Origin of the sequence: Polaromonas sp. (assembly GCF_041689105.1) — a bacterium.
Lineage (GTDB): Bacteria > Pseudomonadota > Gammaproteobacteria > Burkholderiales > Burkholderiaceae_C > Polaromonas.
Window position 1 is genome coordinate 19637 of the sequence record NZ_JBDNGU010000088.1, and the last position, 19721, is coordinate 39357.

The following is a 19721-nucleotide window of genomic DNA, read 5'->3' on the forward strand; positions in this document are numbered from 1 at the left end:
TGCCTGCGCGCTGATCGATGTCTCGCTCAACCCAAGCTGGCGCAGCACCGCACCTCAAGCCGGGTCCGGCACACGAATCGAGTGGCTACGTTGCAGGTTTTCCGCCATGCGGTTCGCCGGGTTTGCGGGCAATCACTGTGGCGAAAACCTTGCTTGTGCCACCTGGTGCGGGGAAGTCGCTCAATTCCGTGTGAAGAATCTCCCACCCTTCGAAGCGGGCCTCCAGTTCAGTGCGTGAGAACAGGCAATACCCTTTGGCATCGAACATGTCCAGGTAGGTGGTCCCTTCAACCAGGACGTTGACGATAGCGACTCCGCCGTTGCGCACGCGTGCCTGAAGATGGGCCAGCGCCCTGAACGCTGTCGGACAGTCGAAGAACATCAGCAGTCCGATGCAGACCACCCCATCAAAGTCTTCATCCAGCACGTAGTCCCGAAGGTCTGCCACCAGGGCTTGCAAGGCCAAGGCCTCGGTTTCGGCGCGCTGCTGGATGTGTGAGATGGCTGCCGGACTGGCGTCCAGCGCCAGGACAGAGCAACCGCGTTCAGCGGCGGCGAAGGCCAGGTTGCCCATGCCGCACCCGTAATCGAGCACGCGACCATTCAAATACCCGATGGCCATCTGCTCAAACGGATTGAGTGTGTGCTCGCCCAGAGCTGCCTGCTTCTGAAACTGTTTGTCGAAGAACTCAATACTGCGGTTGGACGGCATGGTCGGGCCCTTCACTGGTGTCCGGCGGTTTGTTGGTGAGCCCGTATGTGAAACACGAGAAGCACAGTTTGATCACTCCCATGAATTGTCTGATACGGTTTTGCATTCAATCATCTGGATAAGCGGCACTTTGTGGGCGGGAGCTGGCCGACGGGGCACTCAGCTACGCGAATGTCCCCCGGCCCGCGGCCTCCTCCTTGATTTCGCGACGCTAACCGCCCCGTCAGCCCGATCCTGGCGCGTGGCCGGTAGGCGCTTGCCTGATAAAGACCAAGACGCCCGCCGCCAAAGAGCTTGGGTGAGCGGCGCAGCGAAGTCAAGGAGGAGGGACAGGCGTAGCTTGTTCCGGGGGACATGAGCGCAGTCGCTCACCCAAGCTCTTTGGCTTGCCACTGCCGCAACCTGATTTCTTGTCTTTCGAAGGCAAGCTGCTATGACTTGTTGATACTGGCACTTTTTCAGCAGGAACGCGCTCAACAAACGCCAACCACCGCACCCCCCTACGGCACGATGCCGGATTTGTCGTGACCCATGAAGAAATGTGCCTCCAACCCTCATTTAAAAAGCGCAAGCAGCTATCAATAGCATAGCGAAAACTCTTCAACCAACCACGCCGCGCTGCCTCAGCGCCCTGATCTGCACCTCTGTCAAACCGACTTCACGCAGCACCGCATCGGTGTCCTGGCCCAGGGCGGGCGCATTTCTGCGATGGCTGCCGGGTGTGGCTGAGAGCTTGGGTACAAAGCCAGGTACGGCCAGGTCCGAGCCGTCGTCCATCTGCACGGTTTCGAGCATGCCGCGCGCGGCGTAGTGCGGGTCGGCGGCAATGTCGGCCACAGTGAAGATTTTTCCCGCAGGCACCTCGGCGCTTTCCAGCGCTGCCAGAACATCTTGCACGCTCAAGCCAGCCGCCCACTGGCCAATTGCGTCGTCAAGCTCCTGCACGCGCAGTACCCGGCCGTCGTTGCCGGCCAATGTGGGGTCGGCGGCCAGGTCGGGCCGGCCTACGCACAGCATCAGGCGTTTGAAGATACTGTCACCGTTGCCGGCGATGAGCGCATAGGCCCCGTCCCTGCAACGGTAGGCATTGGTCGGCGCAATGCCTGGCATCGCGCTACCGGCCGGGCCGCGCACGGCGCCAAAGGCGCTGTATTCGGGCAGCAGGCTTTCCATGCAGTTGAACACCGCTTCATACAGCGCCACATCAACCACCTGACCGTGGCCTGAGGCGTGGCGGTGCTGCAGTGCCAGCAAAATGCCGATGACGCCATGCAGCGCGGCCAGCGTGTCGCCGATGCTGACGCCGACACGTACCGGCACGCGGCCTGGTTCGCCGGTCAGGTGGCGCAGGCCGCTCATGGCCTCGGCGACCACGCCAAAACCGGGCCGGTCGCGGTAAGGTCCGGTCTGGCCGTAGCCGCTGATACGCAGCACGATGAGCCGGGGATTGAGGGCCAGCAGCTCGTCAGGGTCCAGGCCCCAGCCCTCCATGGCGCCGGGGCGGAAGTTCTCAATCAGCACGTCGGCGTCCAGCGCCAGTTTGCGCACAATCTCTTGCGCTTCGGGCTGGCGCAAATCAAGCGCGACAGAGCGCTTGTTGCGCGACTGGACCTGCCACCAGACCGAGGTGCCGTCTTTCAGCAGGCGCCATTTGCGCAGCGGGTCTCCCCCCGTCGCTCCCGGCCGGTTCGGGTCGGCGGGTACTTCGATCTTGATGACGTCGGCGCCGAAGTCGGCGAGCGTCTTGGCGGCAAAAGGCCCGGCGATGAGCTGACCCAGCTCGACCACCTTCAGGCCCGCCAGCGGACCCGCGGGGGCTGCCGCGGTCATTTCGCCGCGGGTTTCTTTTTGACTGCGGGCTTTTTTTTCGCCAGCAGGGTGTCGAGGTTCTTCACGATCTCGCCCTCGATCTTGTCCTTGAAGGCGCCCAGCAGAAAGCCCAGTTTGGCGTCCAGCGCCAGCAGGTCTTTGGTGACCTTCAGCTCGCCGCTGACGCCTGAACGCGTGAAGCTCACGAGGTCTTCGGTCTCGCCTTCCTCGTAGGTGCAGGCCATGTCGAATTTTTCTTCGACCTGCTCGGCCCATTGGAAGGCAATCTTGCGCGCCTGGGTCAAGCCCAGGGTGTGCTCGCGTTCGATGTGGATGTCAGCCATGGGGTGTCTCCTTGTTCTGGGTTGTTACCAAGCTTAGCAGCGCGGTGCGCCGCTCGGCTTTGGGCAGGGCGGCCAGCCGCCTGACCGCATCATAAAACCGTGTCCAGTCGCTTCCCCCGCGTGCAAACAGCGCTTCAAAGCCGGGCACCAGTTCGTCATAGGCGGCCAGCGCGCCAAGGGATGCGTTGTTGGTGCGTGCCACCCACGGGTCATAGCCGGCGTAGCCGCCCCAGCCCTCGCGCAGGACCGCGTAACGGGTGTGAAATGTTTGCATTGCTATGTTTTTCATAGCTGCCTGCGCCCGCCGCTCTTGGGCTGAAGCCAGCTTTTTCTCATAAATTTCGTTGAGTTCACGGCGCAGGTCCAGGGTCAGCGCGCGAAACTGCTGGCGGCGCTGGTTGTAGTCCGCGTACTCATCACGCGCTGCCGGGCTGCCCTGGGTGGCCAACCAGCGCGCGCCGCCCAGGCGCTCGACCGCGGTGGCAAAGGACTCGTTGAAGTCCATGTCATTGGCGGCGTAGACCACCTGGTGCGCCAGTTCGTGAAAGATCAGCCGCGCGAGCTCACCTTCGGGGTAGGCAATGAAGGTGTTCAGCAGCGGATCGCCCCCCGCCCAGTTCATCCAGCCCAGTGTGGAGTACGCCGGTACGCCATACACGCTGGCCTCCAGGCCCTGCGCGCGCAGCTGGTCGGCTTCGCTGCGCGCCTGGCTCTCGTCAAAATAACCTTTGTAGCCCACGCAGCCGGTGACGGGGAAACACCAGGTGTGCAGGGTCAGCGAGAACTCGGGCGCGGCGGACACATTCCACACCACCGCCTTGCGGCGCAGGTCGGCATAGCGCTGGTAGCTGGCGTTGTCGGGCAGCTTCAGCTCGCTGACGGCAAAGCGCCGGATCTGCTGCGTCAGCGCCAGGCGGGCCTTGAGCTTTTCGGGCGTTTCACTGTCCTGCAGCCAGTCGTTGACAGGCCGGGCCGCGTTCATCAACTGCAGGTGGCCACTGACGGACTGCCAGTAGTAACCGAGGCTGGCACAACCAGACAAACCCAGCAGCACAGCGCCAAGCAAGGCGACAATTTTGGGCGATGGCCGGAGGGAAAGCATCTTGGTCAGAGCGCCGGCCTGGCGGCAAGTTGCACCTCGACCAGGCAATCGTAGAAAACCGGGCCGCGCCCGAGGTCGGTCAGCTTCTGGCTGGTCAGCTGGTTGAAGTTGGTGCCGTCCAGGCCAAGCTTGCGCCACCAGACGCCCAGTCCGTTGACCACGCCGGGGCGAGCCCTGGCAGAGACCTCGGCCTTGCAGCGGTAGGTGCCGCGCTGGTTGAAGACCCGCACAATGGCGCCATCGGCGATGCCGCGCGCGGCGGCGTCGTCCGCATGGATCTCCAGCAGCGGCTCGCCCTCGATGTCGCGCAGGCTTTTGACGTTGACGAAGCTGGAGTTCAGGAAGTTGCGCGCTGGCGGCGAGATCATGGCCAGCGGAAATTCAGCGGAGCTGCCCGCGGCCTCGTGGTTGGGCAGGTGGTCGGGCAGGCCGTCCAGGCCCTGCGCCGCCAGCCGCGCACTGAAAAATTCGCACTTGCCGGACGGTGTGAGGAAACGGCCGTCGGCAAAAGGCGCGTCGGGGATCGCCAGCGTGGCAAAACCCTTGTCCAGCAACTCATTGAAATCCACCCGGTCGCCATCGGGGTGGCTGAAGGCTGCGCGGCACAGGGTTTCGTCGTCCTCTGAAAAGCACGGCTCGGTGAACCCCAAACGCGCTGCGAGCGCCCGGAAAATTGCACTGTTCGGCCGCGCCTGGCCCAGCGGCTCAATCGCTGGCCGGTTCAGCAACACGTCGGTGTGGCCGTAAGCGGCGTGGATGTCCCAGTGTTCGAGCTGGGTGGTGGCTGGCAGGATGAAATCGGCGTAGTCGGCGGTGTCGGTCTGGAAGTGCTCCAGCACCACGGTGAACAGGTCTTCGCGCTCGAACCCCTGCACCACCTTGCCCGACTCCGGGGCGACGGCCACCGGGTTGCTGTTGTAGACGATCAGCGCTTCGATCTTCGGCCCAAAGGCCGGCGAGCTGTCCCGCTGCAGGTCGTCGCCGATGGTGATCATGTTGAGGGTGCGCGGCCGGCGGCCAGCCAGCAGGTCGGGCCGCTGCAGGGCGGCCTTGTTGACCGGGAACATGCCCGAGCTCGACAGCAGCAGGCCGCCCGCACGCTGCCGCCAGGCGCCGGTCAGCGCCGGCAGGCAGGCGATGGCGCGCGAGGCGTTGCCGCCGCCGCGCACGCGCTGCATGCCGTAGTTCAGTCGGATCGCAGCAGCCTGTGTCGTACCGTAGTCGCGCGCCAGCCGGGTGATCTGCGCCACCGGGACGCCGCACACCTGCGCGGCGCGTTCCGGTGGCCACAGCAGCGCCCGTTCCCTGAGCGCGGCCCAGCCCAGTGTGTGCCGGGCGATATAGTCGTGGTCCAGCCAGTCATGCACGATCAGCTCATGCATCAGCGCCAGCGCCAGCGCCGCATCGGTGCCGGGCCGCAGCGCGATATGTTCATGGCATTTTTCGGCGGTTTCGGTTTTGCGCGGGTCGATGCAGACCACCCGCGCGCCGCCGCGCTTGGCCTCCTGCACGCGGCGCCAGAAATGCAGGTTGCTGGCAATCGAGTTGCTGCCCCAGATCAGGATGAGCTGGGATTCGGCAAAAAACTCGACCTTCATGCCGGCCTTGCCGCCCAGGGTCTGCACCAAGGCTTCGCCGCCGGCCGCAGAACAGATGGTGCGGTCCAGCAGCGACGCGCCCAGCTTGTTGAAAAAGCGCGCCGCCATGCCCTCGGCCTGCACCAGTCCCATGGTGCCGGCATAACTGTAGGGGACGATGGCTTCGGGGTTGCGGTCGGCGATCGCCCCTAGCCTGGCGGCGATGTCGTCCAACGCGCTGTCCCAGCTGACGGTCTCGAAGCGCCCCGAGCCCTTGGGCCCCGAACGTTTGAGTGGCTGCAGGATGCGCTCGGGGTGGTAGCTGCGCTCGGTGTAGCGCGACACCTTGGTGCAGAGCACGCCGCCGGTTTGCGGATGGTCCGGATTGCCCTGCACCCGGGTTGCAACACCGTTTTCCACCGTGGTGATCAGCGCGCAGGTGTCGGGGCAGTCGTGGGGGCAGGCGCCGCGCACCTGGCCCGAAGCTTTCACCAAACTGACGCTAGGGGAGATGCCGGTGGTATTCATTTTGATTGGAACTATAGTTTTTGAGAAGGAGGCTTGGGTGTCCACAGAACAATTCACGAAGACATTATGAGAATATTTCAAGGCTTGATGCATCTCCTCATCGCCATCAGCCTGGGGCTGGTCGGTGCCGCGTGTTTTGCCCAGGAGGGCGACAGCAAAACCGCTATTGTGCTGGGCCAATCGCTGGCACTGACCGGGTCCGGCTCTGCCCTGGCCGTTCCTTACAACCAGGGCAGCAAGTTGTACTTCGACCGCATCAACGCAGCCGGCGGCATCAATGGCCGCAAGATTGACCTGGTGTCGCTGGACGACAGGGGCAACCCCGCCACCATAGCAGCCAATATCAAAACCCTGCATGACCAGGGCGTCCTTGCCTTGTTCGGTTATGTCGGCTCGCCCCAGGTGACGGCAGCCTACCCGCTGATCAAGGACAGCGATGTGCTGCTGTTCGCGCCCATGTCTGCGGCCGACGAGTTTCGCGGGCAACTCCATGCCAACATTTATTCGATGCGTCCGGGCTACTCGGAAGAGGCTGCGGCCATCACCAAACACGCGGAAACGCTGGGTGCGCGCAAGCTCGCCATCCTGCATGCCACTGACGGCGAGTCCCTCTCCGCCCTGGATTCGGCCGAACGCACCATGACCAGCCTGGGCGCCAACCTGGTGGTCAAGGCCGCGATCACCAGCGGAAGCGTGGCCAACAGTGTGGACAAAGCCCTGGCGGGCAAGCCTGAATCCATGCTCGTGATCAGCGACGCCACCGGTGCTGCCAACGCGATACGTGACCTGCGTGCCAAGGGTTTCCGTGGTCCGATCCACGGCTTTTCGAGTACCGGCGAGAGCCTTCTGGCCGAGCAACTGGGTGCGGCCGGCGCCGGTGTGGTGGTGGTGCGCGTTGTGCCCAAAAGCGACAACCCCAAGCTGGCCGTGGTGCGAGACCTGCAGGCCGACCTGGCTGCCGCCAAGCTCGGCAAACCCAATGTGTACATGCTGGAAGGTTATATCGCCGCCCGTGTGTTCACCGAGGCGCTGCGCCGCATTCCGAAAGACCCGACGCGGGCCAAGCTGAAAAAGGCGATTGAAAGCCTGGACGAAGTCAATGTCGGTGGCTTTCGCGTTCACTTCACCGATGAGCGTGTGAGCTCCAGGCTGGTTGAACTCAGCCTGATCGACTCGCAGGGGCGTGTGCGGGAGTAAGGCCTCAACGTGAGTGATCACCGACGGCGGGTTCACCGGCAAGCGGGGTGCTATATTTTTGGTAGCTGCTCGCGTAGACTGGACGAGGGCCAAGGGCTGATTTTGTTTAAAAATCGGCCTGACAAGGCCAGTCGCTCCTCCTGACACAGTCTTCTCGCCTGGCGGCGTCGCGGCGGGCGCCGTCAGTTATGCTTGCAGCCGACCGGCCATGCTCCATGTGCCGGCATTCACCCGTTCTGCCCTTATTGCTCATGCGTTTGTTGCTCAGCCTCGTCACCCTGATGCGCCCTCACCAGTGGCTCAAGAACGTCTTTGTGTTCGCCGGGCTGATGTTCAGCGAGGCCTGGAACAACGCGCCGCTGGCGCTGACGGTGCTTCATGCGTTTGCCGCGTTTTGCTGCTTTTCCAGCCTGGTCTACATCCTCAACGACTGGCACGACCGCGCCGCCGATGCGCGGCACCCGGTCAAGCGCCACCGGCCGATGGCCAGTGGCGCGGTGCAGCCCGCCGCTGCACTGGCGCTGGCGGTGGTGCTGCTCGTGGCGGGCCTGGGACTGGCTGCCGGAAACACCCGGCTGCTGGTGCTGCTGGGCCTCTACGTGGCGCTGAACCTGGCGTATTCATGGCACCTCAAACAGGTGCCGGTGGTCGACGTGACCATCATCGCCTCGGGTTTCATGTTGCGCCTGCTGGCCGGCACCCTGGCCGTCGGCATCCCGCCCTCGCGGTGGTTGCTGCTGGCCGGCCTGTTTGTAGCGTTGTTCCTCGGGTTTTCCAAACGCAAGGCTGAGAGTTTTCATGACGAGGCCGGCCAGCGCGCTGTGCTGGAGCACTACTCGCCGGCGCTGCTGGATATTTTCATGGCGGTGACCATGACGGCTTCGCTGATGACTTACGGGCTGTTTGCCGTCAGCGCCGACGCGCAGCGCCAGCATGGCGACCGCTTGTTTTACACCGTGCCCATCGTGGTGTTTGCGATGCTACGCTACACCTACCAGGTGCACCGGGGGCGCGGTGAAGATGTGTCGCGTGACCTGCTGCGCGACCCGTGGATTCTGCTGGCGCTGGCGGGCTGGCTGCTGGTGTTTCTGGGGCACCGCTTTTGAGCGAGCCTGGCCGGCCGGCCGTTCGCCTGCCGCTCAAGCCCCTGCTGCTGGTGCTGGGCGCTGCCGCCACGGTGTACGCGGTGGTGCTGGCGCTGTTCGGCGAAAGCTCGCCGGTGGCGACGCTGCAGCGCCTGGTCTCGCTGGCCGGCTTGCAGGCGGTGGCGCTTTGCCTGCTGAACTACCTGCTGCGCGGCCTGCGCTGGCGCCTGTGGATGGCGCATTACGGACGGCCGATGAAACTCACGGACGCGCTCCGGCTGTACCTGGCGGGCTACACCTTCACGCCGACGCCCGGCAACATCGGTGAGGCGGCGCGCGGCCTGCTGCTCGCACGCCATCCCCTGAGCACAGCGCAAAGCCTGGCGATCTTCGGGGCCGAGCGCCTGGCCGACCTGCTGTGCCTGCTGCTGCTGTGCCTGCCGGTGGCCTGGTGGCTGGCCACGCTGGCGGGGCCGGGGTTGACCTTTGGCTTGATCGGTCTTGCGGCACTGGCCGTGTTGGCCGCAGCTGTGTTGTTCTTCAGGTTTCGCGAGACTTTGCTGCGGCGGTTTGTGTGGCTGCAAGAGGCCTGGGGCTGCCTGGCCACCCGGCCCCTGCTGTGGCTGGGCCTGAGCCTGGTGGCCTGGGCCGCGCAGGGGCTGGCCGTCTGGCTGTTGTGCCGCGAAGCCGGCTTGTCCGTTACCGCGCTGGAGGCCACGGGCTTTTATGCGGTCGCCATGGTCGGCGGCGCGCTGTCGCTGCTGCCGGCCGGCTTGGGCGGCATGGAAGCGCTGTTGACGGCGCTGCTGGTCGCCCAGGGGGCCAGCGCGGCCCTGGCGCTGGGCATCACGGTGCAGGTGCGGCTGGTGACGCTGTGGCTCGCCGTGGCCATCGGTGCATTGGCGCTGGTCTATAGTGCCGCGATCCGGCAGGACATCAGTTTCAAATAAGATATTCACCCATGCTTTTACGCGTCAGGGCTGCGGCCGCTTCCGTCTCCATCACCGGCTGGCTGGTGGCCGCCGGCCTGCTGTCGCTGGCACTGCGGCTGTGGATTGCGGGGACTTTTCCGATCACCGGCGACGAGGCCTTTTTCTACTGGTGGGGGGTGTACCCCGACTGGGGGTATTACGACCACCCCCCCATGGTCGGCTGGCTGATCGCGCTGATGCGTGCCACCCTGGGCGACACGACCTGGGCGATCCGCCTTCCGGTGGTGCTGCTGCCGCTGGCCCTGGGCGCCCTGGTGGGCTGGGCGCTTGCGCCGCTGGACCGGGCGCGCGCCGCCTGGGCCGTGCTGTTTTTCTGGCTGGCCCCGATCAACTGGCTCAACACCCTGATCACCACCGACACGCCGCTGATCTTCTGGTCGGTGCTCTCGGTCGCCCTGCTGCTGCGGGCCGAACGGCGCGAACGCATGGACCGGGCCGCCTGGGCGCTGTATGCGTTGTCCGGCCTGGCTCTGGGTTGCGCTTTTTTATCCAAGTATTTTTCGGTGGTGCTGGGCCTGACCTACCTGGTGTATTTCGCGCTGTACCGGCGCGAGCGCTGGCCGGCTTTTGCGCTGCTGGTGCTCAGCGCGCTGCCCGGGCCGGCGATCAACATCGCCTACAACCTGTCGCACGGCTGGTCGAACATCATGTTCAACCTCTACAACCGCAACGAAGACGCGGCCTTCGCCTGGAACAAGCCGCTGCTGTACCTGGCCATGCTGGTTTACCTCGTCACACCGGTGGCCGTCTGGCTGGCCTGGAAGCAGCGCAGCGCGCTGGCCGCCACCGCGCGCCAGCAGCGGCTGCTGGCCTGCGTGGTGGTGGTGCCGCTGCTGTTTTTTGCCTTGCTGTCGCTCAAAAAAGTGGTCGGCCTGCACTGGGTGCTGTCGTTTTACCCGTTTGGTTTTGCGCTGCTGGCCTTTGCCCTGCCCAGGGAAAAGCTCAAAGCCTGCGCGCTGGGCATGGCGCTGTTTGCCGGCCTGCATGTGCTTGTTGTCGCCGGCCTGTATGCGAGCTCTCTGGACGACTGGAAAAGCAGCAAGCTCTACCCGCAAATCATCCGCAGTTACAAGACCGGCGAGATGCTGGCGCAGGTGGCGGCGCCCGGCGTGGTGCTGATGGCCGGCGCCTACACGCCGGCCTCGATTTTCGGCTACACACTGCGTCAGTACGTGCCGGTGTTCGGCCCGGGCAACTTCCATGCGCGGCAGGACGACATGCTGGTGGACTTTTCGCTGTACCAGGGAAAAACCGTGCGCATCGTGCGCATGGATGCGCCGCCTCTGCAAGACTACCGGCCCTATTTTGATTCGGTGCAGGTGCTCCGCTACGTCCAGGACGGCGTGCCGTTTTATGCGGTCGAGGGCCGGGGCTTCAACTACCCGGCCTACCGCGATGGCGTGCTGGCGACCATTTACCGGCGCTACTACAACATCCCGGTCTGGTTGCCCATGACCGGCTGCCCGTTTTGCGAGCGTCTGTGCGGGCAGGTGCGATGCCCGAAGTAGGCGCTGCGCCCGGCGGCAGGCCCGACCCGCTTGCCGCAGAAGTCGCCGCTTTCGATTTCGACGGCACGCTGACGCGGCGCGACACCTTGCTGCCTTATCTGTGGCGCGGGCTGGGCTGGCCGCGCTTTCTGCTGGCACTGGGGCAGAGCGGACCCTGGCTGGCCGCCTTTGCCTTGCGCCTCATGAGCAACCACCGGGCCAAGGCGCGCCTGTTGCAGGCCAGCCTGGGAGGCCGCACCGAAGCGGAAATCGCGCAATGGACCGCTGATTTCGCGGCCCGCTATCTGCCGGGGCGATGGCAGCCGGAGATGCTGGCGCGCTTGCGCCACCACCAGCAGCTCGGCCATTGCTGTGTGATTGTGAGTGCCTCGCCGGGTATTTATTTACACGATGCCGGCCGCGCCCTCGGCATGGACGCTGTGATTTGCACCGAGCTGGAGGCGCGGGACGGTGCGCTGACCGGCCGCATGGCCACCCCCAACTGCCATGGCGAAGAAAAAGTGCGGCGGCTGCAGGCCTGGCTGGCCGCGCGCGGGCAGTCGCGTGCGCACATCACACTGCATGCCTATGGCGATTCGAGCGGCGACGTACCCCTGCTAAATCTGGCAGACTATGCGCACTACCAAGGCCAACCCTGGGCCCGCAAACCGTCCCGAAAGTAAGGGATGCAGCGGGCCTGACCACCCAAAGGTTTTCATGAAAGTCATTGACTCCATCGTCACCCAGGCCGCAGGCATTGCCGCCGTGCGCCGCGACATCCACGCCCACCCTGAACTGTGCTTTAAAGAAGTACGCACCGCCGATGTGGTGGCGCAAAAGCTCACCGAGTGGGGCATCCCCATCCATCGCGGCATGGGCACCACCGGTGTCGTCGGCATCATCAAAAACGGCAGCTCGAAGCGCGCCATCGGCCTGCGCGCCGACATGGACGCCTTGCCCATGCAGGAGTTCAACACCTTTGAGCACGCCAGCAAAAACCAGGGCAAGATGCACGCCTGCGGCCACGACGGTCACACCGCCATGCTGCTGGCGGCCGGCCAGCACTTCGCCAAAAACCGCAATTTCGACGGCACGGTCTACCTGATTTTCCAGCCGGCCGAGGAGGGCGGCGGCGGCGCACGCGAGATGATCAAGGACGGCTTGTTCGACAAATTCCCGATGGACGCCGTGTTCGGCATGCACAACTGGCCGGGCATGCAGGTCGGCAAGTTTGCCGCCAGCGCGGGCCCGGTGATGGCCTCGACCAGCGACTTCAAGATCACCATTCGCGGCAAGGGCGGCCATGCCGCGCTGCCGCACAACGGCGTCGACCCGGTTCCGGTGGCCTGCCTGATGGTGCAGGCCTTCCAGACCATCATCAGCCGCAACAAGAAGCCGGTCGATGCCGGCGTGATCTCGGTCACCATGATCCATGCCGGTGAGGCCACCAATGTGATCCCCGACAGCTGCGAGCTGCAGGGCACGGTGCGCACCTTCACGCTGGAAGTTCTGGACCTGATCGAAAAACGCATGAAGCAGGTCGCTGAAAACATCTGCGCCGCGCACGAGGCCGACTGCGAGTTCGAGTTTGTGCGCAACTACCCGCCCACCATCAACCACGCGAAGGAAACCGGGTTTGCACGCAAGGTGATGGCCGAGATTGTCGGCGTCGACAACGTGATCGACCAGGAGCCGACCATGGGTGGGGAAGACTTCTCTTACATGTTGCAGGCCAAGCCGGGCTGTTACGTCTTTATTGCCAACGGCGACGGCGCGCATCGCGAGATCGGCCACGGCGGCGGGCCCTGCATGCTGCACAACCCAAGTTACGACTTCAACGACGACCTGATTCCGCTGGGAGCGACCTTCTGGGTGCGGCTGGCCGAGAGCTGGCTGACCAGGGAAGCCGCATGAACGGCGTGACAGAAGTCTTTTCCACCAATTACGCCGACGCCCGAGCCAAGTTTCTGGAGGCCGCCGCCGCCGCCGGGCTGACCGTGGACACCCACCTGCATCCCGAGGCCGGGCGCGACGGCGAAATGCTGGCCATGGACGTGGTGCTGGACGGGCCGGCCGATGCGCGGTCGGTGCTGATCGTCAGCAGCGCCTGCCATGGCGTCGAGGGTTACTGCGGCTCGGGCGTGCAGGTGCGTGCCCTGCGCGACGCCGAGTGGCGCGCCAAGGCCATGGCGCAGGGCGTGGCGGTGCTTTACATCCATGCGCTCAATCCTTACGGCTTTTCACACATCCGGCGCACCACGCATGAAAACGTGGACCTGAACCGCAACTTTCACGACTTCTCACAGCCGCTCCCGGTCAACGAAGCCTACCGCGAAATCCAGCCGCTGTTGCTGCCTGAAGAGTGGCCGCCGACGGAAGCTAACGCCGCCGCCACCGGCCACTACATTCAGGAGCGTGGCATGGACGCCTACCAGGCGGCCATCACGCGGGGCCAGCATGAGTTCGACAAGGGGCTGTTTTTTGGCGGCACCGCGCCGACCTGGAGCAACCAGACCCTGCGCCAGGTGTTGCAGACCCACGCCCAGTTTGCCCGGCGCGTGGCCTGGATCGACATCCATACCGGTCTTGGCCCCAGCGGTGTCGGCGAGCGCATCTGCGCCTGCCGTGACGACAAGGAAGCCCTGGCGCGCGCGCGCGCCTGGTGGGACAACGGCGGAAAAACGCCGGTCACCTCGATTTACGACGGCTCCTCAAGCTCAGCCTTTTTGACCGGCTTGATGTGGAATTCGATTTACGAAGAGTGCCCTGACGCCGAGTACACCGGCATCGCGATGGAATACGGCACCCTGCCGCCGTTCGAGATGATGCAGGCGCTGCGCGCCGAGCATTGGCTCAACGTCCATCCCGAGGCGCCCGCGGCGCTGGCCGCGCAGATCAAGCAGCAGATGATGGATGCTTTCTACGTCGATACCGACGACTGGAAGCAGCAGATCATCACGCAGGCCCGGCAATCGCTGTTCCAGGCAGTCGATGGCCTGGCCTCGTAGGTCGGGTTAGCCCCAGGGCGTAACCCGACAGCACCACCACGAACGAAGATGTCGGGTTACGCTGCGCTAACCCGACCTCCGTGCCGCACCGGCACCATCCGGTCGTAAAACCGTATCAGTCTTCCAGCTCGGCCTTGGCCATTTCGACATCCAGCCTTTCCATCGCATCCAGCGGTGTGCTGCTGGCAGCTTGCTCATACAGCTTTGTCGCTTCTTTCATTTTCTTGTCGCCTTCCAGCATGACCATGCCGTTGGCATATTCGATCATGGCAATGGCCGACGTCGGGTTGAGCTTGAGCGCGTCCCGAAACAGTGCCAGGCCCTGGTCCTTCTTGGCCCCATAGGTCATGCCGCCAATCAACGAGCCGACCTTGTCGATCACCTCCGCATGAAACGCCGCCAGCGCGATGTGCGCATCGGCATGTTTGGGCGAGAGCTTGATGGCGTGCTCCAGCGCGTTCTTGACTTTGCTGCCTAGCCCCTGTGCCAGGGCCTTGGCCACACTGATGCCCTGGCCGTAACGGCCCAGCGCGTAGGCTTGCCAGTAATACGCATTGGCATTTTTGGGTTCTGCCGCCTGCTGCGCTTCAGCCCGTTCGGCCACTTCCATGAACAGGTCCAGCTTGGCTTTTTCCTTGTTTTCGAGGGAGTTGGCGTAAATGCTGGTGGCCTTGTTGGCCACCGTGATGCCACCGCCGCCGGCTTTCAGGCCGGCTTCAGCCGCTTTCTGGAACTCCCCGTTGTGAAACAACACCCAGGCCAGTAGCACGGCGGCCTCCTTGGGAACGGCCTCGCAGTCCCCCTGGTGCAGGCGGGCCCAGTTCTTTTTAAGGCTGGCCGCATCAAAGGCGTAGTCGCCTGCGTGCGGGAAAGCGGTCCATTTGGCCATGTGTTGTCTCCTTGAATGTTGTCGCTTGTGGATGCTTGAGGGGTTGATCAGGCAGGGTTGGTGTAAGCGCCGACCAGGGCCTGCAGGTGCATGCGCTGGCCCTGCTCCAGGTAGGGAATCAGCAGATTGAGCACATGGTGGGCACCGCGCAGCAACGCGGACTGGGCGTTTTCTGGCTCCAGCGCGTTGCGCGGGTCGCGTACGTATTCAAAACTCAGCCAATAGGTCAGTACCACCACCATGCTGGTGGCGGTGGCCTCGACCTCGCGCGAATCGATGCTGACGGCATTGGCGCGGCTCATGCTGTCGAGCATGGCCTTGACGGAGCGGGCCTTGTTTTTCAGCACCCACTGGAAATGCGTCTCGAGCCGGCGGTTCTTGCTGAGCAGGTCGTTGAGGTCGCGGTACAGGAAGCGGTATTGCCAGATCAGCTCGAACAGCGAATGCATGAAAAACCAGGCGTCTTCGACATCCCGCACACTGTCGCTGGCGTTGAGGAGCTCGCTCAGCGCCCGCTCGTAGCGGTCGAACAGCGAGTTGATCAGCTCATCTTTGGCAGGGTAGTGGTAGTAAAGGTTGCCGGGGCTGATGCCCAGTTCGGCGGAAATCAGTGTGGTGGAGACATTGGGTTCGCCAAAACGGTTGAACAGATCAAGCGCCACCTCCAGGATGCGTTCAGCAGTTCGGCGCGGCGCTTTTTTCGCCATGGTGTCTACCTCGTATTTTTTTCTACTCTAACCCACTCATGCACGGGCCGGAAGTAGGGAAGTCGAGAGGGGGGTGTCGCCGGATGTCTCATGCCGGGTGGCTCGCCGACGGACCGATGGCGTGGCTCACATCTTCCATGAGTTCTTCCAGGGACCGGATGGCCCGGCCCAGCCGGGTCGGCGCGGGCATCTGGCTGACCAGGTGGCGCCGGGGGTCCTCCAGTACCGCCATGTTGAGGGACACCCCATGCCGAGCCAGTTTGGCGGACAGGCTGGTTTTTCGCGAACGCAACATGGCGCGTGTCTTCTGGTAGGCCTGTTCGGCCAGCTGGCGACGCTGGCCGTAGCTGAAAGTGTTGGCCAGGAACATGTCCGTGTCTCTGTGATCGGGCTCGATCAGCACGATGTCCGTGTCGGGGTAAACGTGTTCGTAGTGTTTCATGCCCAGCTCCAGGCGCGAGTGAATCATGGAGCGGAAGGTCTGGTTCAGCACGGCAGGCAGGCCACCGTCCACGATGCGCGGAATGGATTGCCTCTCTCTGGGCAGTCCGCGCTGCATGACGCGCTGCCCCATGGAAAACTCCGGCACCTGTGTCGCATCAAAAGGCACCAGCGGATTCAGGCAGAGCATGAGGTCGATGCCGCCGTCCATCGCCACCCCAGCATGCAGTGTTTTCTTGAGCGCGCCGTCAACGTAATAGTTGCCATCAATTTCCACCGGGGGAAACAGTCCCGGCAACGCCGAACTCGCCTGCACCGCTTTGGAGATGGGAACATGGTCCCAGCCGGGCTGGCCAAAAGGCGCCGCCTCGCCGCTGTCCAGGTTGGTGGCAACCAGCGTGAGTCGGGTGCCCAGTTGGCGAAAGTCATTGGTGCGGCCGTTTCTGGAGAACAGCCCGCTCAGGCGGTGGTCCACCTCCTCGTTGGAAAAAATTCCCGTCGGCAGGGCTTGGCCGAACGCCTCGAACGCATGGACCAGGGACTTTTTCCCGAAGGTGGCGCGCCACAGGGCCGAGACGGCCAGGCCCGGGAGCATGATGCCCCGGCGAAAAAATTCACCATAGGCAGGAACAAGCAGCCAGGCCGGGTCGAAGACTTCGGAGGCCTGGTGGTCGTTTTCAATAAACGCGGCGCACAACTCGCTCGGTGTCATTCGGTTGGCCAGCCCGGCCGCGATAAATCCGCCCGCCGAAACGCCGACGTAGTGGTGCAACTGGGTGAGGGACAAACCCTGCAGCGATTCGTCGAGCGCGCACAGGGCGCCGATTTCGTAGATGGCGCCCAACGGCCCGCCGCCCGCCAGGGCCAAAGCGATACGCGGCCCCGATTTCCCGGAAGTTGTCTTTTGCGCCTTCGGCCGACTGGTTTTTCCTGGATGCTGCTTTGAAGTCATGAAGGGAAAGTGTAGACGCCAGCTATGGGTGGATTTGCTGCTTTGCAGCAACGCGCCGATCAGCAAGCAGGCGTAAAAAAAGGACGTCCATCGTCTTTTTTATGGTGAGGGCAGGTCTCAGGCGGATTTTCGTGCCGGCGCGCGCTTTTTGGCGGCCGGCTTGCTTGCAGCTGGCTTGGCTGCGGCGCGAGGTGCTGCCTTTGCAGCGGGTTTGCTGGCCATCTTCTGCACGTTCTTGTTGAGTTCATCGATGCGCGCGATCAGTGCATCCACGTCTTTGGCCGAAGGCACGCCCAGTTTGTTCAGGGCCTTGGCCACGCGCTCTTCAAAAATGCTTTCCAGTTTGTCCCACTGGTGGCCGGCCTTCGAGCTGATGTCGGTGGCCATGGTGGCCATCTTGTTGGTAGCGGTGGATATTTTTTCCTCGGCGACAGCCTGGGTCTTGCGCTGGATGGACAAGCCTTCCTTGACCAGGGTTTCAAAGACTTTGCCGCCTTCTTCCTGGGCTTTCGAAAACGCACCCAGCCCGGCCAGCCAGATCTGCTGGGCAGATTCCTTGACGGCGCCGGACAGTTGCGGGGCGGATTTTTTGTCAGCGCTCATTTTTTGCAGTTTCTTGACCATGGTGGACTCCTGGCGATGGGGGTGTTGATTGACGCCGCATGGTTGTGCAGCACATCGCCAAAATATAAGCCCAGCGGGCGCTCAGGTTTAGGTGCTCGCTTCTAGAACGCCAGGCACGCCTACCCATGGAAAAACAGGGCAGGCGCGGGTTTCTGCTGACCAGGAGCCAACGGTGTTTCGGCAAGAATCAACGTTGGTCCTACAGTTGTCTAGCGGAGAACACAATGCAGTATTTCGTCACGGGAGCCACGGGCTTCATCGGCAAGCGCCTGGTCAAGAAGCTCCTGGCGCGCAAAGGTACCACCGTGCACTTCCTGATCCGCAAGGAAAGTGCAGGCAAGGTGGAGGCCCTGCGCGAGTACTGGGGTGTGAGCGCTGCAAGGGTTGTCCCCGTCCACGGCGACCTGACGTCCAAAAAACTGGGCGTCTCGGCCGACGATGTCAAAAAGCTCAAAGGCCAGATCGATCATTTTTATCACCTCGCGGCTGTCTACGACCTCAGCGCCGACGAGGAAAGCCAGATCGCTGTCAATGTCGATGGCACGCGCCACACCGTTGAGTTCGCCAAGGCCATCGACGCCGGACATTTTCACCACGTGAGCTCCATCGCCGCCGCCGGTTTGTACGAGGGCGTGTTCCGCGAAGACATGTTCGAGGAAGCCGAAAACTACGAACACCCGTATTTCATGACCAAACATGAAAGCGAAAAAATCGTTCGCAAGGAGTGCAAGGTGCCCTGGACGGTGTTCCGCCCCGCCATGGTGGTCGGCGACAGCACGACGGGCGAGATGGACAAGATCGACGGGCCCTACTATTTCTTCAAGCTGATCCAGCGCATGCGCCAGCTGCTGCCGCCGTGGATGCCTGCAGTCGGCCTGGAGGGTGGCCGCATCAACATCGTGCCGGTCGACTTTGTGGTCGATGCACTGGATGTCATCAGCCACAAGACCAGCATTGCCAAAAAATGCTTCCACCTGGTCGATCCGGTGGGTTACCGCGTGGGTGACGTGCTCGATATTTTCAGCCGGGCCGCCCATGCGCCCAAGATGAACCTGTTCATCAATGCGGCCCTGCTGGGCTTCATTCCGCGCAGCGTCAAGAAAAGCCTGATGGCGCTGGCCCCCGTGCGCCGTGTGCGCAATGCCATCATGGCCGACCTGGGCCTGCCCGAGGACATGCTGACCTTTGTCAACTATCCGACGCGTTTTGATTGCCGCGAAACCCTGGCTGCGCTCAAAGGCTCAGGGGTCGAATGCCCCAACCTCAAGGACTACGCGTGGCGCGTGTGGGACTACTGGGAGCGTCACCTTGATCCCGATCTGCATATTGACCGCTCACTCAGGGGCACGGTCAACGGCAAGGTGGTGCTGATCACCGGGGGATCGTCGGGCATCGGGCTGGCTGCTGCGCACAAGTTTGCCGAGGCCGGCGCCATCACCATCATTTGCGGCCGTGACCAGGACAAGCTGGACGAGGCCTGCAAGGAAGCCAAGGCCAAGGGTTACCACTTCGTGGCCTACCCGGCCGACATTGCCGACATGGCTGACTGCGACCGATTTGTGCAAACGCTGATCGAGAACCACGGAGGGGTCGACTTTCTCATCAACAACGCGGGCCGCTCGATCCGCCGCGCCATTGAAGCCAGCTACGACCGCTTTCACGACTTCGAGCGCACCATGCAGCTCAATTACTTTGGCTGCCTGCGCGTCACCATGGGCTTTTTGCCCGGCATGGTGGCCAAACACAAGGGCCATGTGGTCAACATCAGCTCCATTGGTGTGTTGACCAATGCGCCGCGTTTTTCGGCCTACGTGGCCTCCAAATCAGCACTCGACGCCTGGACGCGCTGCGCGTCCAGCGAGTTTGCCGACCAGGGCATCACCTTCACCACCATCAACATGCCGCTGGTGCGCACACCGATGATTGCGCCCACCGGGCTGTACAACAACGTGCCGACCCTGAGCCCCGAGGAAGCCGCCGATCTGGTCGCCCAGGCCTGCATCTTCAAGTCAGTGCGCATTGCCACCCGCCTGGGCATCGCCGGCCAGGTGCTGCATGCGCTGCTGCCACGCGTGGCCCAGATCGCCATGAACACCAGTTTCCGCATGTTCCCGGATTCGTCGGCAGCCAAAGGCGCGAAGCCGGGCGACAAGCCCGTCAAGCAGACCCTGTCGCCGGAAGCTGTGGCGATGCAGCAGATGATGCGGGGGATTCATTTCTGAAAAAGAAATGCGTTTTGGTTGCAAGCCTGTGCAGCCTGTTTCACA

17 protein-coding genes are annotated in these 19721 nt (G+C 63.3%); 8 read left to right on the forward strand and 9 right to left on the reverse strand.

The window, feature by feature from the left end:
• Window positions 1–85 precede the first annotated feature (85 nt).
• The 5 genes from ACESMT_RS08505 to ACESMT_RS08525 all read right to left on the reverse strand — a co-directional run bounded on the left by ACESMT_RS08505 (window position 86) and on the right by ACESMT_RS08525 (window position 6072).
• A complete protein-coding gene (locus ACESMT_RS08505; RefSeq protein ID WP_372826136.1) occupies window positions 86–712 on the reverse strand; it encodes a cyclopropane-fatty-acyl-phospholipid synthase family protein in 627 nt (208 codons plus the stop codon).
• A 600-nt stretch (window positions 713–1312) separates the two neighbouring features.
• Window positions 1313–2542, reverse strand: a complete 1230-nt coding sequence (locus tag ACESMT_RS08510; protein ID WP_372826137.1) for a CaiB/BaiF CoA transferase family protein — start codon at window positions 2540–2542, stop codon at window positions 1313–1315.
• Complete coding sequence (locus ACESMT_RS08515; protein WP_372826138.1) at window positions 2539–2865, reverse strand: polyhydroxyalkanoic acid system family protein; 327 nt, start codon at window positions 2863–2865, stop codon at window positions 2539–2541. The genes ACESMT_RS08510 and ACESMT_RS08515 overlap by 4 nt, the downstream gene beginning before the upstream one ends.
• Window positions 2858–3967 carry an aminopeptidase gene (locus tag ACESMT_RS08520; RefSeq protein WP_372826139.1) on the reverse strand — a complete coding sequence of 370 codons (1110 nt, stop codon included), beginning with the start codon at window positions 3965–3967 and terminating at the stop codon, window positions 2858–2860. The genes ACESMT_RS08515 and ACESMT_RS08520 overlap by 8 nt, the downstream gene beginning before the upstream one ends.
• Window positions 3968–3972: 5 nt before the next feature.
• The gene (locus ACESMT_RS08525) at window positions 3973–6072 is read right to left on the reverse strand and encodes a molybdopterin-dependent oxidoreductase (protein WP_372826140.1); all 2100 of its coding nucleotides are present in this window, start codon (window positions 6070–6072) and stop codon (window positions 3973–3975) included.
• Between the two features lie 66 nt (window positions 6073–6138).
• On the opposite strand from ACESMT_RS08525, the gene ACESMT_RS08530 reads away from it, so the two are divergent.
• From ACESMT_RS08530 to ACESMT_RS08560, 7 genes are all read left to right on the forward strand, one after another.
• Window positions 6139–7269 (forward strand): ABC transporter substrate-binding protein, encoded by a 1131-nt coding sequence (locus ACESMT_RS08530; protein ID WP_372826141.1) that lies wholly within the window; start codon window positions 6139–6141, stop codon window positions 7267–7269.
• A gap of 251 nt (window positions 7270–7520) precedes the next feature.
• The gene (locus tag ACESMT_RS08535) at window positions 7521–8375 is read left to right on the forward strand and encodes a decaprenyl-phosphate phosphoribosyltransferase (protein ID WP_372826142.1); all 855 of its coding nucleotides are present in this window, start codon (window positions 7521–7523) and stop codon (window positions 8373–8375) included.
• Complete coding sequence (locus tag ACESMT_RS08540; RefSeq protein ID WP_372826144.1) at window positions 8318–9304, forward strand: YbhN family protein; 987 nt, start codon at window positions 8318–8320, stop codon at window positions 9302–9304. The genes ACESMT_RS08535 and ACESMT_RS08540 overlap by 58 nt, the downstream gene beginning before the upstream one ends.
• Window positions 9305–9315: 11 nt before the next feature.
• A complete protein-coding gene (locus ACESMT_RS08545) occupies window positions 9316–10854 on the forward strand; it encodes an ArnT family glycosyltransferase (protein WP_372826145.1) in 1539 nt (512 codons plus the stop codon).
• Window positions 10842–11516, forward strand: coding sequence for an HAD family hydrolase (locus tag ACESMT_RS08550; protein ID WP_372826146.1), 675 nt, complete (start codon window positions 10842–10844; stop codon window positions 11514–11516). Before ACESMT_RS08545 ends, ACESMT_RS08550 begins: the two co-directional genes overlap by 13 nt.
• A gap of 34 nt (window positions 11517–11550) precedes the next feature.
• Complete coding sequence (locus ACESMT_RS08555; protein ID WP_372826147.1) at window positions 11551–12747, forward strand: M20 aminoacylase family protein; 1197 nt, start codon at window positions 11551–11553, stop codon at window positions 12745–12747.
• On the forward strand, window positions 12744–13841 hold the full coding sequence (locus tag ACESMT_RS08560) for a M14 family metallopeptidase (RefSeq protein ID WP_372826148.1): 1098 nt from the start codon (window positions 12744–12746) through the stop codon (window positions 13839–13841). The genes ACESMT_RS08555 and ACESMT_RS08560 overlap by 4 nt, the downstream gene beginning before the upstream one ends.
• A 115-nt stretch (window positions 13842–13956) precedes the next feature.
• Here the strand turns inward: ACESMT_RS08560 and ACESMT_RS08565 are convergent, their stop codons facing one another.
• The 4 genes from ACESMT_RS08565 to ACESMT_RS08580 form a co-directional block, all read right to left on the reverse strand.
• Window positions 13957–14730: a hypothetical protein gene (locus tag ACESMT_RS08565; RefSeq protein ID WP_372826149.1), complete on the reverse strand. Its 774-nt coding sequence runs from the start codon at window positions 14728–14730 to the stop codon at window positions 13957–13959.
• 47 nt (window positions 14731–14777) lie between these two features.
• The gene (locus ACESMT_RS08570; protein ID WP_372826150.1) at window positions 14778–15437 is read right to left on the reverse strand and encodes a TetR/AcrR family transcriptional regulator; all 660 of its coding nucleotides are present in this window, start codon (window positions 15435–15437) and stop codon (window positions 14778–14780) included.
• A gap of 88 nt (window positions 15438–15525) precedes the next feature.
• Window positions 15526–16830 carry a patatin-like phospholipase family protein gene (locus tag ACESMT_RS08575; RefSeq protein WP_372826151.1) on the reverse strand — a complete coding sequence of 435 codons (1305 nt, stop codon included), beginning with the start codon at window positions 16828–16830 and terminating at the stop codon, window positions 15526–15528.
• Window positions 16831–16947: 117 nt separating this feature from the next.
• On the reverse strand, window positions 16948–17454 hold the full coding sequence (locus ACESMT_RS08580; protein ID WP_372826152.1) for a phasin family protein: 507 nt from the start codon (window positions 17452–17454) through the stop codon (window positions 16948–16950).
• Between the two features lie 224 nt (window positions 17455–17678).
• Here ACESMT_RS08580 and ACESMT_RS08585 point away from each other — a divergent pair, with 224 nt between their 5' ends.
• Window positions 17679–19676, forward strand: a complete 1998-nt coding sequence (locus ACESMT_RS08585; protein ID WP_372826153.1) for an SDR family oxidoreductase — start codon at window positions 17679–17681, stop codon at window positions 19674–19676.
• Window positions 19677–19721: the final 45 nt, after the last annotated feature.

Bases quoted from the DNA above. Each gene is read 5' to 3' on its own strand.
- ACESMT_RS08505 (WP_372826136.1), bottom strand. From the start codon at position 712: ATGCCGTCCAACCGCAGTATTGAGTTCTTCGACAAACAGTTTCAGAAG.
- ACESMT_RS08510 (WP_372826137.1), bottom strand. From the start codon at position 2,542: ATGACCGCGGCAGCCCCCGCGGGTCCGCTGGCGGGCCTGAAGGTGGTC.
- ACESMT_RS08515 (WP_372826138.1), bottom strand. From the start codon at position 2,865: ATGGCTGACATCCACATCGAACGCGAGCACACCCTGGGCTTGACCCAG.
- ACESMT_RS08520 (WP_372826139.1), bottom strand. From the start codon at position 3,967: ATGCTTTCCCTCCGGCCATCGCCCAAAATTGTCGCCTTGCTTGGCGCT.
- ACESMT_RS08525 (WP_372826140.1), bottom strand. From the start codon at position 6,072: ATGAATACCACCGGCATCTCCCCTAGCGTCAGTTTGGTGAAAGCTTCG.
- ACESMT_RS08530 (WP_372826141.1), top strand. From the start codon at position 6,139: ATGAGAATATTTCAAGGCTTGATGCATCTCCTCATCGCCATCAGCCTG.
- ACESMT_RS08535 (WP_372826142.1), top strand. From the start codon at position 7,521: ATGCGTTTGTTGCTCAGCCTCGTCACCCTGATGCGCCCTCACCAGTGG.
- ACESMT_RS08545 (WP_372826145.1), top strand. From the start codon at position 9,316: ATGCTTTTACGCGTCAGGGCTGCGGCCGCTTCCGTCTCCATCACCGGC.
- ACESMT_RS08550 (WP_372826146.1), top strand. From the start codon at position 10,842: ATGCCCGAAGTAGGCGCTGCGCCCGGCGGCAGGCCCGACCCGCTTGCC.
- ACESMT_RS08555 (WP_372826147.1), top strand. From the start codon at position 11,551: ATGAAAGTCATTGACTCCATCGTCACCCAGGCCGCAGGCATTGCCGCC.
- ACESMT_RS08560 (WP_372826148.1), top strand. From the start codon at position 12,744: ATGAACGGCGTGACAGAAGTCTTTTCCACCAATTACGCCGACGCCCGA.
- ACESMT_RS08565 (WP_372826149.1), bottom strand. From the start codon at position 14,730: ATGGCCAAATGGACCGCTTTCCCGCACGCAGGCGACTACGCCTTTGAT.
- ACESMT_RS08570 (WP_372826150.1), bottom strand. From the start codon at position 15,437: ATGGCGAAAAAAGCGCCGCGCCGAACTGCTGAACGCATCCTGGAGGTG.
- ACESMT_RS08575 (WP_372826151.1), bottom strand. From the start codon at position 16,830: ATGACTTCAAAGCAGCATCCAGGAAAAACCAGTCGGCCGAAGGCGCAA.
- ACESMT_RS08580 (WP_372826152.1), bottom strand. From the start codon at position 17,454: ATGGTCAAGAAACTGCAAAAAATGAGCGCTGACAAAAAATCCGCCCCG.
- ACESMT_RS08585 (WP_372826153.1), top strand. From the start codon at position 17,679: ATGCAGTATTTCGTCACGGGAGCCACGGGCTTCATCGGCAAGCGCCTG.